The sequence below is a fragment of the Pseudomonas sp. GXM4 genome (assembly GCF_008923895.1).
GTDB classification, from domain to species: Bacteria; Pseudomonadota; Gammaproteobacteria; order Pseudomonadales; family Pseudomonadaceae; genus Aquipseudomonas; species Aquipseudomonas atacamensis.
Genome location: NZ_WBRZ01000145.1, coordinates 1 through 14165 on the forward strand (window position 1 = coordinate 1; position 14165 = coordinate 14165).

General features: G+C 61.5%; 12 protein-coding genes and 1 riboswitch. Of the genes, 9 read left to right on the forward strand and 3 right to left on the reverse strand.

Going from position 1 to position 14165, the window contains the following annotated elements; translation table 11 throughout:
* The first annotated feature begins 240 nt into the window (after positions 1 to 240).
* From F8N49_RS17625 to F8N49_RS17640, 4 genes are read left to right on the forward strand one after another with little or no spacing between them, the layout of a single operon-like run.
* Positions 241 to 1266, forward strand: coding sequence for an ABC transporter substrate-binding protein (locus F8N49_RS17625; protein ID WP_016775018.1), 1026 nt, complete (start codon positions 241 to 243; stop codon positions 1264 to 1266).
* On the forward strand, positions 1263 to 2171 hold the full coding sequence (locus F8N49_RS17630) for an ABC transporter permease (RefSeq protein WP_016775019.1): 909 nt from the start codon (positions 1263 to 1265) through the stop codon (positions 2169 to 2171). Before F8N49_RS17625 ends, F8N49_RS17630 begins: the two co-directional genes overlap by 4 nt.
* Before the next feature lie 6 nt (positions 2172 to 2177).
* Entirely contained in the window at positions 2178 to 2987 is an 810-nt protein-coding gene (locus F8N49_RS17635) for an ABC transporter permease (protein WP_007918021.1), read from the forward strand.
* Between the two features lie 17 nt (positions 2988 to 3004).
* Positions 3005 to 4159: an ABC transporter ATP-binding protein gene (locus F8N49_RS17640; protein WP_071172706.1), complete on the forward strand. Its 1155-nt coding sequence runs from the start codon at positions 3005 to 3007 to the stop codon at positions 4157 to 4159.
* Positions 4160 to 4362: 203 nt separating this feature from the next.
* Here F8N49_RS17640 and map read toward each other — a convergent pair whose 3' ends face one another.
* Positions 4363 to 5154 carry a type I methionyl aminopeptidase gene (gene map / locus F8N49_RS17645; protein WP_122704021.1) on the reverse strand — a complete coding sequence of 264 codons (792 nt, stop codon included), beginning with the start codon at positions 5152 to 5154 and terminating at the stop codon, positions 4363 to 4365.
* Positions 5151 to 5378 carry a ParD-like family protein gene (locus F8N49_RS17650; protein ID WP_007918027.1) on the reverse strand — a complete coding sequence of 76 codons (228 nt, stop codon included), beginning with the start codon at positions 5376 to 5378 and terminating at the stop codon, positions 5151 to 5153. The genes map and F8N49_RS17650 overlap by 4 nt, the downstream gene beginning before the upstream one ends.
* Before the next feature lie 120 nt (positions 5379 to 5498).
* Positions 5499 to 5693, forward strand: a riboswitch (cobalamin riboswitch).
* A 138-nt stretch (positions 5694 to 5831) separates the two neighbouring features.
* Here F8N49_RS17650 and F8N49_RS17655 point away from each other — a divergent pair.
* The 3 genes from F8N49_RS17655 to F8N49_RS17665 are packed head-to-tail and all read left to right on the forward strand — an operon-like array spanning position 5832 to position 8619.
* Entirely contained in the window at positions 5832 to 6845 is a 1014-nt protein-coding gene (locus tag F8N49_RS17655; RefSeq protein WP_151551990.1) for an ABC transporter substrate-binding protein, read from the forward strand.
* Positions 6842 to 7858 (forward strand): iron ABC transporter permease, encoded by a 1017-nt coding sequence (locus F8N49_RS17660; RefSeq protein WP_024013197.1) that lies wholly within the window; start codon positions 6842 to 6844, stop codon positions 7856 to 7858. Before F8N49_RS17655 ends, F8N49_RS17660 begins: the two co-directional genes overlap by 4 nt.
* The gene (locus F8N49_RS17665) at positions 7855 to 8619 is read left to right on the forward strand and encodes an ABC transporter ATP-binding protein (RefSeq protein WP_151551991.1); all 765 of its coding nucleotides are present in this window, start codon (positions 7855 to 7857) and stop codon (positions 8617 to 8619) included. The genes F8N49_RS17660 and F8N49_RS17665 overlap by 4 nt, the downstream gene beginning before the upstream one ends.
* Positions 8620 to 8696: 77 nt before the next feature.
* Here the strand turns inward: F8N49_RS17665 and metE are convergent, their stop codons facing one another.
* Positions 8697 to 10985 (reverse strand): 5-methyltetrahydropteroyltriglutamate--homocysteine S-methyltransferase, encoded by a 2289-nt coding sequence (gene metE / locus F8N49_RS17670; protein WP_151551992.1) that lies wholly within the window; start codon positions 10983 to 10985, stop codon positions 8697 to 8699.
* Positions 10986 to 11349: 364 nt separating this feature from the next.
* Between metE and F8N49_RS17675 the strand changes: the two genes are divergently transcribed.
* On the forward strand, positions 11350 to 12726 hold the full coding sequence (locus tag F8N49_RS17675) for a pyridoxal-phosphate dependent enzyme (RefSeq protein WP_151551993.1): 1377 nt from the start codon (positions 11350 to 11352) through the stop codon (positions 12724 to 12726).
* Entirely contained in the window at positions 12723 to 13895 is a 1173-nt protein-coding gene (locus F8N49_RS17680; protein ID WP_151551994.1) for a cystathionine gamma-synthase, read from the forward strand. The genes F8N49_RS17675 and F8N49_RS17680 overlap by 4 nt, the downstream gene beginning before the upstream one ends.
* The last annotated feature ends 270 nt before the right edge of the window (positions 13896 to 14165 follow it).

Genomic DNA, 14165 nt, shown 5'->3' on the forward strand with positions numbered 1-14165 from the left:
CTCCGCAGCCCAACGGGGATAAATCCCCTCGCCACAGTTTCATTCGCTACACATTTGGATGAAGGCCGGAAAAACAGATCCGCCAGATAACCGGTAAGGCAAAGTGCTTGCACAAAGTTTGGAATACCATAATATGATATTCCATAGACCGGACATTCCAACGAAGCGTCCAGCTACTGCTCCCGACAGGCGGGCAACAACGCAAGGCCCGCTCAAAAACACAACAATGAGGGCGTGAACATGGTGTTGAACAAAGCTGCAACCGCGATCTTTTTCGCGGGACTGCTCAGCGTTACCGGCCAGGCTGCAATGGCTGCCGAAAGCGTGAATTTTGTCAGCTGGGGCGGTAGCACCCAGGATGCGCAGAAACAGGCCTGGGCCGATCCGTTCAGCAAGGCCAGCGGCATCACCGTCGTCCAGGACGGCCCCACCGACTACGGCAAACTCAAAGCCATGGTCGAAAGCGGCAACGTGCAGTGGGACGTGGTCGATGTCGAAGCCGATTTCGCCCTGCGCGCCGCTGCCGAAGGCCTGCTCGAACCCCTCGACTTCAAAGTGATCCAGCGCGACAGGATCGACCCGCGCTTCGTCAGCGATCACGGCGTCGGTTCGTTCTTCTTCTCCTTTGTCCTCGGCTACAACGAAGGCAAGCTCGGCGCCAACAAGCCGCAGGACTGGAGCGCGCTGTTCGACACCAAGACCTACCCGGGCAAGCGCGCCCTGTACAAATGGCCAAGCCCCGGCGTGCTCGAACTGGCGCTACTGGCCGACGGCGTTGCGGCTGACAAGCTTTATCCGCTGGATCTGGATCGCGCCTTCAAGAAACTCGACACCATCAAGAAAGACATCGTCTGGTGGGGCGGCGGCGCGCAGTCGCAGCAACTGCTGGCGTCCGGCGAAGCGAGCATGGGCCAGTTCTGGAACGGTCGGGTGCACGCCCTGCAGGAAGACGGCGCACCGGTCGGCGTGAGCTGGAAGCAGAACCTGGTCATGGCCGACATTCTGGTCATTCCCAAAGGCTCGAAAAACAAAGATGCGGCGATGAAGTTCCTCGCCAATGCGAGCAGCGCCAAAGGTCAGGCCGACTTCTCCAACCTGACCGCCTACGCGCCGGTCAACCTCGACAGTGTGGAGCGTCTGGATTCGACGCTGGCCCCCAACCTGCCGACGGCTTACGCCAAGGATCAGATCACCCTTGATTTCGCTTACTGGGCCAAGAACGGTCCGGCTATCGCGACACGGTGGAACGAATGGCTGGTCAAATGAAAATCGCGGCCACTGCGCCCCGTCCTTCCACTGCCACCGGGAGCGCCGCCGGCGCTGCCGGTTCGGCCTTCAAGCAACGCTGGCGCGGCGCCGGCAACCTCGTCCCGGCGCTGCTGTTCCTCGGCCTGTTCTTTCTGGCGCCGTTGATTGGCCTGCTGCTGCGCGGTGTGCTCGAACCTGTGCCGGGTCTCGGCAACTACGAACAACTGTTCGCCAACTCGGCCTATGCGCGAGTGCTGCTCAACACCTTTTCGGTGGCCGGGCTGGTGACGCTGTTCAGTCTGCTGCTGGGCTTTCCGCTGGCCTGGGCGATCACCCTGGTGCCGCGCGGCTGGGGGCGCTGGATCCTCAACATCGTGCTGCTGTCGATGTGGACCAGCCTGCTCGCCCGCACCTATTCGTGGCTGGTGTTGCTGCAAGCTTCGGGCGTGATCAACAAGGCGCTGATGGCGATGGGCATCATCGATCAGCCGTTGGAAATGGTGCACAACCTCACGGGCGTGGTGATCGGCATGAGCTACATCATGATCCCGTTCATCGTGCTGCCGTTGCAGGCAACCATGCAGGCCATCGACCCGATGATCCTGCAGGCGGGCTCGATCTGCGGCGCCAGTCCGTGGACCAACTTCTTCCGGGTGTTCCTGCCGCTGTGCCGGCCGGGTCTGGCCTCAGGTGGTTTGATGGTGTTCGTGATGTCGCTCGGTTACTACGTCACCCCGGCGCTGCTCGGCGGGGCGCAGAACATGATGCTGCCGGAGTTCATCATTCAGCAGGTGCAATCGTTCCTCAACTGGGGTCTGGCCAGTGCCGGCGCCGCGTTGCTGATCGCAATCACCCTGGTGCTGTTCTACTTCTACCTGAAGCTTCAACCGGAATCCCCGGTTGGCGCCAGTAACGCGAGGTAAGCCGACATGCTCCTGACCCCCAATGCCATGAGCCGGCGCATGCGTTTCGGCCTCTACGCCACTACCGGGCTGATCGGTCTGTTCCTGCTGTTGCCGATCGTGTTCATCGTGCTGCTGTCGTTCGGCTCCTCGCAGTGGCTGGTGTTCCCGCCACCGGGCTGGACGCTGAAATGGTACGGCCAGTTCTTCTCCAATCCCGACTGGATGAACGCCGCTGCCGCCAGCCTAAAAGTTGCCGTGCTGACCACGATCTGCGCCGTGGCCCTCGGTTTGCCGACCGCGTTTGCGCTTGTGCGAGGGCGCTTTCCCGGCCGCGAGATGCTCTACGGCCTGTTCACCCTGCCGATGATCGTGCCGCTGGTGATCATTGCCGTGGCGGTGTATGCGCTGTTTCTCAAGCTCGGCTACACCGGGACGATGTTCGCCTTCGTCGTCAGCCACGTGATCGTCGCGCTGCCGTTCACCATCATCTCGATCATAAACTCGCTGAAGCTGTTCGATCAGTCGATTGAAGACGCGGCGGTAATCTGCGGTGCCTCGCGCTTGCAAGCGGTGTTCAAGGTGACGTTCCCGGCAATCCGTCCGGGGATGGTCGCCGGCGCCCTCTTCGCCTTCCTCGTCTCGTGGGACGAAGTGGTGCTCAGCGTGATGATGGCAAGCCCGACTCTGCAAACCCTTCCCGTGAAAATGTGGACCACTTTGCGCCAGGACCTGACCCCAGTGATCGCCGTCGCTTCGACGCTGCTGATCGGCTTGTCGGTTTTGGTCATGGTCATCGCCGCCGCATTGCGCCGGCGCAACGAAATCAGCGCCTGAGCGCCCAGGAGTACGACATGAGTGCCGTGATCAAAGACGCATCCCAGCAGAACGACAAACCCCTGGTCAGCCTGCGCAACCTGAACAAGCACTACGGCGATTTTGCTGCCGTCGATAACATCTCGCTGGACATCAAGGACGGCGAATTCCTCACGTTCCTGGGCTCCAGCGGCTCGGGCAAAAGCACCACGCTGTCGATGCTCGCCGGTTTTGAAACACCGAGCAGCGGCGAGATCCTCGTCAATGGCCAGTCGCTGGTCAACGTGCCGCCGCACAAGCGCGACATCGGCATGGTCTTCCAGCGCTACTCGCTGTTCCCGCATCTGTCGGTACGCGACAACATCGCCTTCCCTTTGGCGATTCGCAAACTGGCTGCCGCCGAGCGCGAAAAGCGCGTCGATGCGATGTTGAAGCTGGTGCAGCTCGAACAGTTCGCCCATCGCCGCCCTTCGCAACTGTCTGGTGGTCAGCAACAACGTGTCGCCATCGCCCGGGCGCTGGTTTACGAGCCGCGCATCCTGCTGATGGACGAACCGCTGGGCGCGCTGGACAAGAAGCTGCGCGAGGACTTGCAGGATGAACTGCGCCAGCTGCACCGGCGCCTGGGTATCACCATCGTGTACGTGACCCACGACCAGGAAGAAGCCATGCGGCTGTCGCAACGCATCGCGATTTTCAGCCACGGCAAAATCGTCGGCCTGGGCAGTGGTTATGACCTTTACCAGAATCCGCCGAATGCATTTGTCGCGTCGTTCCTGGGCAATTCGAACTTCCTCAAGCTCAAGGCGCAAGGCAATGCGGCAGCGAGTTTCGAGGGTCAGTCGTTGTCGATTCGGCTGACGTCCGGGTTGCACACTGATCAGGATGTGCTGCTGATGGTGCGTCCGGAAAAGGCCTTGGCGTTGAGCACGCAGCAGGCGCTGGATGAGCCGCTGGCGGCGGGCTGGAATGAAGTATCGGCGAATGTTGTGGAGGTGCTGTTTCTCGGTGAGAGCCAGACGTGCAGCGTGGTGACTGCGGGCGGGACGTCGATGACGGTGAAAGCGCTGTCGGCAGCGGGCATGCCGCTCAAGGCCGGCGATCCGGTCCGGGTGCGCTGGGCGACGGCGGATGCTTGTGTTTATACCGAGTGGACCGAAAGCGATTTGAACAAGGCAGCAGGTGCTCACTGATTGCGCTGAGTCAGTTGGATCTACCCCCTCACCCCAGCCCTCTCCCCCACGGGGGGCGAGGGGGAAAGGGAGCCGATCTTCATGCTGTTCAAAATGTAAGTTCGACTCGGTATCGCACGTCGGCGTATCTCGCAACAACACCTCGGTCAGTCCCCTCTCCCATTGGGAGAGGGCTAGGGTGAGGGCAAGCAGGCCACACGGTATCAGCCAATGGCCCGGTACCCTTCAATCTCATCCGGCCAAGCCGTCAGCACTTCAAACCCGCTCTCCGTCACCGCGACCATATGCTCCCACTGCGCCGACAACGAGCCATCCTTGGTCAGCACCGTCCAGCCATCCGGCATGTTCTTCACATGGCGTTTGCCGGCATTGAGCATCGGTTCCACGGTGAAAATCATCCCGGCCTTGAGCTTCAGCCCTTGATTGGGAAAGCCGTAATGCAGGATTTGCGGTTCGTCGTGATAGACCTTGCCGATGCCATGGCCGCAGTACTCGCGCACCACGCTGAAGCCCTCCGCCTCCGCCAGACTCTGGATCGCATGACCGATATCGCCCAGCGTTGCGCCCGGTTTCACTGCGCGAATACCTGCGCACATGGCTTCGTAGGTGGTCTTGATCAGGTGCTGCGCTTCAGGAGTCGCCTCGCCCACCACATACATGCGACTGGTATCACCGAACCAGCCATCCTTGATCACGGCGATGTCGAGATTGACGATGTCGCCATCCTTCAATGGCGTACCCGATGGAATCCCGTGGCACACCACATCGTTGACCGACGCACAGACGGTTTTCGGAAAGCCGTGATAACCGACGTTGGCCGGCACGGCTTTCTGCACATTGACGATGTAATCGTTGCACAACCGGTCCAGCTCATCGGTGGTCACCCCGGCCTTCACATGCGGCACCAGCATCGCCAGTACTTCGGCGGCGAGTTTGCCGGCGGCGCGGGATTTTTCAATGTCGGCCGGGGTGTTGATTTTGATCTGGTTTCTCATGCGCTGACGGCTTCCTGAGTCAGTTGTTGCAGATCCAGGCCACCATTCTGTTCGGCGCGGATCAGCAGGCGGCAAATGGCGCTGTGGTCGAGGTTGGGATGCAGCTCGGCGAGCATGCCGATGCGCATCCAGTGCTCGGCCTGCGCGTTGATCGAGCGGCTGAGGGCGTTGCTGGAGATGCGCAGATTCTCGTGCATGTCCTCTGAAATCTTTACGATGCCCATATATGAATCCGATACGATGTGTATATGGATCGTATATTAGCCAAGACATATGACAGATTGCAATGCCGACGACAAAATCGACGCTGTGGCAGATTCGCCTCCCCCTCCACCGCGCAAATCGACTACCATGCCGCCGCCGGTTTCCACACGGAATTAATAGGGAATCCGAAATGCTTGCACAGCATCAATCGGAACTGCCCCCGCAACTGTAGGTGCCGAGCCTGCTCCTCGACTGCCACTGGGTGAATCCCGGGAAGGCCGGAGCGTGGCGATGACGCATCAGTCAGGAGACCTGCCGGCACAGTGACTGACTAACCGGCGGGGTGTCCGGGAAGGACATCGTGCCGTGCGCATTTTCCCCGTGCCGGCCTTGCGCAGTTTCCAGACCGCGCCCGAGGTGTGTTTCCAAACCGTACCCGCCCGCTCCCGTACGGTTCTCCTGGAGACTGCCCCATGCTGCTGCCCCGCATTGCCACCCTGCTCACCGCTCTGAGCCTTTGCGCCCTGGCGCAAGGGGCGCCGACTGCGTATCCGCTGACCGTCGAAAACTGTGGCAGCAGCCTGACCTTTCAACACGCACCCGCTCGCACGGTGACCATCGGTCAGGCCGGCACGGAAATGCTCTACGCCTTGGGCCTGGGCGACAAAGTCGTTGGCACTTCGCTGTGGTTCAACGACGTGCTGGGCACATACAAAGCACAGAACGACAGGATCGAGCGCCTCGCCGACAACGAGCCGAGTTTCGAAGCGGTGATCGCCAAACGCCCGGAACTGGTAGCCGTCGAGCTGGAATGGATGGTCGGCCCGCAAGGCGCGGTCGGCACTCGCGAGCAGTTTCATGAACTGAAGATTCCGACCTATCTGCTGCCCTCCGATTGCGAAGCCAAGGACAACCTCGTCGGCTCGGACGGCACGCGGCTGGCGCCGTTTCGCATCGACAGCATCTACAAAAGCGTGAGCCAACTGGCGGCGATTTTCGATGTGCAGGCGCGTGGCGAGCAGCTCAATGAGCAGCTCAAAGCCAGCCTTGCGCAGTCGATCGCCACCGCGAAAAAGCAGCAGCGCAAAGACGTCAGCGCCCTGGTGTGGTTCTCCAGCGCCGAGATGGACATCGAGCCGTTCGTGGCCGGGCACAAAGGCGTTCCCGATTTCATGCTCAGCACCCTCGGCGTGCGCAACGTCGTCGAGTCGAATGAAGAATGGCCGACCGTCGGCTGGGAAACCATCGCCAAGGTCAACCCGACGTTTCTGGTGATCGCGCGCATGGATCGTCGACGTTTCCCGGCGGACGACTATCAGAAAAAACTCGCCTTCCTGCGCAGTGATCCGGTGACGCGCAACATGGACGCGGTCAAGCACAACCGCATCATCATCCTTGACGCCATGGCCATGCAGGCCAGCCTGCGCACCTTCGACGGCCTCGCACAACTGGCCAGCGCGATCAACGGCTACGACCTGTCGCCATGAGCAGACGCCTGATCCGTTTGCTGCTGGTGCTGTTGACGCTGTCGGTCGCGCTGATTGGCGGCGTGGCGATTGGTGAGACTTCGATCGAGCCGAGCGTAGTGTTGCAGGTGCTGGCCAACAAGCTGTGGGGCGCCGGTTATGTGCTCGACCCGATCGACGAAGGCATTGTCTGGAACTATCGCCTGACCCGCGCTTTGGTCGCGGCGGCCTGCGGCGCCGGTCTGGCGACCTGTGGCGTAATCCTGCAGTCGCTGCTGCGCAATCCGCTGGCCGATCCGTATCTGCTGGGTATTTCTGCTGGCGCCTCGACCGGCGCGGTGATGGTCGCCCTGCTTGGCGTCGGCGCCGGGGCGATTTCATTGTCGGTCGGTGCGTTTGCCGGCGCGGTGATCGCTTTCGTACTGGTAATCCTGTTGGCGCGGGTCAGCGGCTCGGCCAGCGGCACCGGGCAGATCATTCTGGCCGGGATTGCCGGCTCGCAACTGTTCAACGCCCTCACCGCTTTTCTGATCACCCGCTCGGCCAGCTCCGAACAAGCGCGCGGGATCATGTTCTGGTTGCTCGGCAATCTCGGCGGCGTGCGCTGGCCGTCGGTGTGGCTGGCGGTGCCGGTGGCGGTGTTGGGCTTGGTTGTTTGTCTGTGGCATCGCCGGGCGCTGGATGCGTTCACCTTTGGTGCGGACTCGGCAGCCTCCCTCGGTATTGCCGTGCGCCGAGTGCAGATCCTGCTGATTGGCTGCGCCGCGCTGGTGACGGCGGTGATGGTGTCGATTGTCGGCTCGATCGGCTTTGTCGGTCTGGTGATTCCCCATGCCGCGCGGTTGTTGCTCGGTACGGGGCATGCGCGTCTGTTGCCCGCCAGTGCGCTGGGCGGTGCGGTGTTTCTGATTGCCGCCGATGTGCTGTCGCGCACCCTGATCAAGGGTCAGGTGATCCCGGTCGGCGTGATCACTGCGTTGGTCGGCGCGCCGGTATTCGCGCTGATTCTGGTGGGCCGGAGATCGGCGCGATGAACACGGTTCTGAGTTGTGCGGGTGTGGGCTTCAAAGTGCGCGGTGCCGAGTTGCTCAACGGTGTCAGCCTCGACATTCAGCGCGGCGAGACCCTGGGCATTGTCGGGCCGAACGGTTCGGGTAAATCCACGCTGCTGAAACTGCTCGCCGGCCTGCGCGAACCGAGCGCAGGTCAGGTGCAGCTCGACGGTCAGGCGCTGGGCAAGATGTCGCGGCGCACTATCGCGCAGACGCTCGCGGTGGTTGAGCAGCAGGCCGATACCGACGATGGCATTCGCGTGTTCGACGCGGTGGCGCTGGGGCGGACGCCGTGGTTATCGGCGCTGCAACCGTGGTCGCCCGCCGATGACGCCATCGTCGAGCAAGCGCTGGTCGACGTCGACGCCGTGCACCTGCGCAACCGCCTCTGGCGCAGCCTCTCCGGCGGTGAACGCCAACGCGTGCACATCGCCCGCGCACTGGCGCAGCGCCCGCAGATCCTGCTGCTCGACGAGCCGGCCAACCACCTCGACATCCAGCATCAGTTGAGCATTCTGCACGTGGTGCGCGCACTGCCGGTGACTACGCTGATCGCCCTGCACGATCTCAATCAGGCGCTCAAATGCGATCGCCTGGCAGTGCTGGAGCGCGGGCGTCTGGTCGCGCTTGGCGAGCCGCTGCACGTGCTGACGCCGGAGCGGTTACAGACGACTTTCGGGGTCAGGGCGCACTATCTGACAGACCCGTTCGATGGTGCGCCGATATTGCGCTTCCTTGCTTGATGCATGTGTAGCTGACAGACCGCTTTCGCGAGCAAGCTCGCGCCCACAAAGGTTATGTCTTCCAAGGCGGTAAAGGGTCAGGCCCACTCTTTGCGCAGTTGCCGTGCGGCGCTGACCATGTGCACCAACGCCGCTTCGGTCTCTGGCCAGCCTCGGGTTTTCAGCCCGCAATCCGGATTGACCCACAGCCGCTCCACCGGAATACGCTGCGCCGCTTTGCGCAGTAAACCGACCATTTCCGTCACATCGGGAATCCGTGGCGAGTGAATGTCGTACACGCCGGGGCCGATGTCGTTCGGGTAGGCAAACGCTTCAAACGCTTCGAGCAGTTCCATGTCCGAACGCGAGGTTTCGATGGTGATGACATCGGCGTCCATCGCCGCGATCGACTCGATCACATCGTTGAACTCGCTGTAGCACATGTGCGTGTGGATCTGCGTTTCGTCGCGCACGCCGGAGGCGCACAGGCGGAATGCTTCGCTCGCCCAGTGCAGATACGCCGGCCACTGCGCCCGGCGTAACGGCAAGCCTTCACGGAACGCCGCTTCGTCGATCTGGACGATTTTGATTCCCGCCGCTTCCAGATCATTCACCTCGTCACGAATGGCCAGCGCCAGTTGTTGAGCCTGCACCTCGCGGCTGACGTCTTCGCGCGGGAACGACCACATCAGCATGGTCACCGGGCCGGTCAGCATGCCTTTCATGACCTTGTCGGTTAGGCCTTGGGCGTAGCGGATCCACTCGACCGTCATCGCCTGCGGGCGGCTTAGGTCACCGAAAATCACCGCCGGTTTGACGCAGCGCGAACCGTAGCTCTGCACCCAGCCAAAGCGGGTGAAGGCATAGCCGTCGAGCTGTTCGGCGAAGTATTCGACCATGTCGTTGCGCTCGGCCTCCCCGTGCACCAGCACATCCAGGCCGAGGCGTTCTTGAATTTCCACCGCGTGGCGAATCTCCGTGTGCATCGCATCGGTGTAATCGGCCGCGCTGAGCTTGCCTTGCTTGTAGGCCTGACGCGCCAGACGGATCGCCGCCGTTTGCGGAAACGAACCAATGGTGGTGGTCGGGAATAACGGCAGGTCGAGCTTGCCGCGCTGTTTGGCAATACGCTGGGCAAACGGCGATTGGCGTTGCGCATCCTTGGCAGTGATCGCCGCGACCCGCGCTTGTACCGCCGGTTTGTGAATACGCGGCGAGGCAGCGCGGCTGGTCTGCACCGAACGGCTTTGCGCGAGGGCACGCAGTACCTTCGGCGCTTCCGGCTCGCTGACCGCTTGAGCGAGCACGGCGACCTCTTCGCACTTCTGCACGGCGAACGCCAGCCAGCTTTTCAGTTCGGCATCGAGCTGGTCTTCGCGGCCCAGATCAACCGGGCTGTGCAGCAATGAACAGGACGGCGCTACCCACAAACGATCACCCAGACGTTCATGGGCATGACGCAGCGTCGCCAGCGCGTTTTGCAGATCGCAGCGCCAGACGTTCCGACCGTTGACCACACCCAACGACAGCACCTTATAAGCCGGCAGACGATCAAGAATGGTCGGGTACTGATCCGGCGCGCGCACCAGATCGATGTGCAAGCCATCGACAGGCAGGTTCGCCGCCAGACCGAGGTTTTCTTCCAGGCCACCGAAGTACGTGGCGAGCAGTTTTTTCAGCGGATCGCGCTGGATCTGGTTGTAGGCGCGCTCGAAGGCATTCTTCCAGTCCTGCGGCAGATCGAGCACCAGAATCGGCTCGTCGATCTGCACCCACTCCACACCCAACGCCGCCAGCCGCGCGAAGATCTGGCCGTACAGCGGTAGCAGGCGATCAAGCAAATCGAGCTTGTCGAAATCGGTGCCTTTGGTTTTGCCCAGCCACAGATAGGTCAGCGGACCGATGATCACCGGTTTGACGTTGTGCCCCAGCACACGGGCCTCTTCGGCTTCCTCAAACAACTGCTCCCAACCCAGCTGAAATTGTTGATCGACGCTGAATTCCGGTACCAGGTAGTGATAGTTGGTGTCGAACCACTTGGTCATTTCCTGAGCGTGGCCTTCGCCGCAGCAAGTATTGCTGACGCCTCGGGCCATGCTGAACAAGGTTTGCAGCGTAGCTTTGCCGTCATGCGGGCGGAAGCGCTCGGGGATCACGCCGAACATCAGCGAGTGGGTAAGCACCTGGTCGTACCAAGCGAAATCGCCAACCGGCAGCAAGTCGATGCCGGCGTTTTTCTGCAAGTCCCAATGGACCTTGCGCAGCTCACGCCCGACGTCACGCAGGCCCGCCTCGTTCAGTTCTCCTTTCCAGAACGCTTCTTGCGCTTTCTTCAGTTCGCGGTCGCGACCGATGCGCGGAAATCCAAGGGAATGGGCCAGTGCCATGACAAACAACTCCAGATGCTTATTCGATGGCGGGTATTGTCGGGAACCGGACTTGATGAAACAAACTCAATAAATTCTAGATCATCACAAGTTCTACTCATGCACAGGCGCGCCGTGGGAGCTGCCGAAGGCTGGGATCTTCTGGCCGTAGGGACGCAGAGCGTCCAAGGCTGCATTCCCACGCGGAGCGTGGGAACGATCAGAACACGTCAGGGCAACATGCAAGTTTTCGTTCTATCGTTAGATCCAAATGGCTGGATTTTCCAAGGATTAGAGGTTGCGAGAGAGGATGTCTGCGCCTAAGTTGCACGCGAGTCTTTTCCCCGCGATTGGAACGCGATCAACACCATAAAGAGGTGAAGAAATGTCAAAGGAATCACGCCCTGCCGTGCTTGGGCTGATAGGCAATACTCCGCTTGTGCAGGTCACCCGCTTCGATACCGGACCGTGCACGCTGTTTCTCAAACTCGAATCGCAGAACCCTGGCGGCTCGATCAAGGACCGTATCGGTCTGGCGATGATCGACGCTGCCGAACGTGACGGTCGCCTGCAACCGGGCGGGACGATTGTCGAGGCCACTGCCGGCAATACCGGTCTGGGTCTGGCGCTGGTCGGCCGCGCCAAAGGCTATCGCGTAGTGCTGGTGGTACCGGACAAGATGTCCACCGAGAAGGTCCTGCACTTGAAGGCCATGGGCGCCGAAGTGCACATCACTCGTTCTGACGTCGGCAAGGGCCATCCCGAGTATTACCAGGACGTCGCCGCCCGCTTGGCCAAGGACATTCCCGGCGCGTTTTTCGCCGACCAGTTCAACAATCCCGCCAACCCGCTGGCCCATGAATGCAGCACCGCGCCAGAGATCTGGGCGCAGACCGAACATGATCTGGACGCCATTGTCGTCGGCGTCGGTTCGGCCGGCACGCTGACCGGGCTGAGTCGTTTCTTCAAGCGCGTGCAACCGGATCTGGAAATGGTCCTCGCCGATCCGATCGGCTCGGTGATGGCGCAATACAGCCGCGACGGCACCTTGCCGACGCCCGGTTCGTGGGCGGTCGAGGGTATCGGCGAAGACTTCATTCCGTCGATCACCGACCTCTCCAGCGTGCGTCACGCCTACTCGATCAGCGACGCGGAAAGCTTCGATCACGCGCGCCAGTTGCTCAAGGCCGAGGGCATTCTCGGCGGCTCATCGACCGGCACCCTGTTCGCTGCCGCGCTGCGTTATTGCCGCGAACAGACCGAGCCGAAACGCGTGGTCAGCTTTGTCTGCGACACCGGCACGCGGTACCTGTCGAAGGTCTACAACGACCAGTGGATGACCGATCAAGGCCTGTTGCAACGCAAAGGCTACGGCGACTTGCGCGACTTGATCGCACGGCGTTTCGAGGACGGCCGGGTGATCAGCGTCGGCCCTGACGACACCCTGCTCACTGCGTTTCAGCGCATGCGTCTGGCGGATGTTTCGCAACTGCCGGTGCTGGTCGAAGGCAAGCAACTGGTGGGCGTGATCGACGAGTCCGACATCCTCCTCGGCATCCACGAAGATGCCGCGCGCTTCAGCCAGTCGGTGTCCAGCGTGATGACCGACAAACTGCAAACCCTCGCCCCGGCTGCGAGCCTGGCCGAGCTGGAAGCGGTGCTCAGCCGAGGCCTCGTCGCGATCATCGCCGACGCCTCCGGCTTCCATGGCCTGATCACCCGCACCGACATGCTCAACCAATTACGGAGATCCCTTGCATGAGTCAGCACGACGATAAATCCCAAGGCTTCGCGACCCGGGTGATCCACGCCGGGCAAGAGCCGGACCCGACCACCGGCGCGCTGATGCCGCCGATCTATGCCAACTCGACTTACCTGCAAGACAGCCCCGGCGTGCACAAGGGGTTCGACTACGGCCGCTCGCACAACCCGACGCGCTTCGCGCTGGAGCGCTGCGTCGCCGACCTCGAAGGCGGCACCCGCGCGTTCGCCTTCGCCTCGGGGCTGGCGGCGATTTCCACGGTGTTGGAACTGCTCGACGCCGGCTCGCACATCGTTTCCGGCAATGACTTGTACGGCGGCACCTTCCGCCTGTTCGACAAGGTTCGCCAGCGCAGCGCCGGGCATCGTTTCAGCTTCGTCGATCTGACCGATCTGTCGGCGTTCGAAGCCTCGCTGCAGGACGACACGCGCATGGTCATGGTCGAAACCCCGACCAACCCGCTGCTGAGCCTGTCGGATCTGGCCGCCATTGCGCGCATCTGCCGCGCGCGCGGGATCATCTGCGTGGCCGACAACACCTTCGCCAGCCCATACATTCAGCGCCCGCTGGAGTTGGGTTTCGACATCGTCCTGCACTCAACCACCAAATACCTCAACGGCCACTCCGACGTGATCGGCGGCATTGCCGTGGTCGGGCAGAACGCCGAACTGGCGGAAAAACTCGGTTTCCTGCAGAACGCCGTCGGCGCAATTTCCGGGCCGTTCGATGCATTCCTCACTCTGCGCGGGGTGAAAACCCTGGCGCTGCGCATGGAGCGCCATTGCAGCAACGCCCTGGACCTGGCGCAGTGGCTGGAACAGCAGCCGCAGGTCAAGCGCGTCTACTACCCGGGCCTGACCTCGCACCCGCAGCACGAACTGGCCAAGCGGCAAATGCGTGGTTTTGGCGGGATGATTTCTGTTGGTCTGAACAGCGATCTGGCCGGCGCACGGCGCTTTCTAGAGAACGTGCGGATCTTTGCACTGGCGGAAAGTCTGGGCGGTGTGGAGAGCCTCATCGAACATCCGGCGATCATGACCCACGCGACGATTCCGCCGGAAACCCGCGCCAAGCTGGGGATTGGCGATGGGCTGGTGCGGTTGTCGGTGGGGGTTGAGGATGTTGAGGATCTGCGGGAAGATTTGGCGCAGGCTTTGGCTAAGATGTGACTCTTTGAAGGGGGCTGCATCGCAGCCCAACGGGGATAAATACCCTCGCCACACGGGGCCCCCCCTGTGGCCTTTCGATCTTTCGTTTTTATTGTCATACAAGTCTTTTTGAAAATGGCATCAAGTCTGCCGAATGAAGAGCTCCGTGCTGCTGCGCAAACTCGACAACACAAGTGTCGCAACATTCGCCCACCTCCTTTCGCAGCTTGGTGTCAAACAGCATATGGAATACGGCGTTCGCTTGTTAATTACACAGGGAAGAAAATGAAT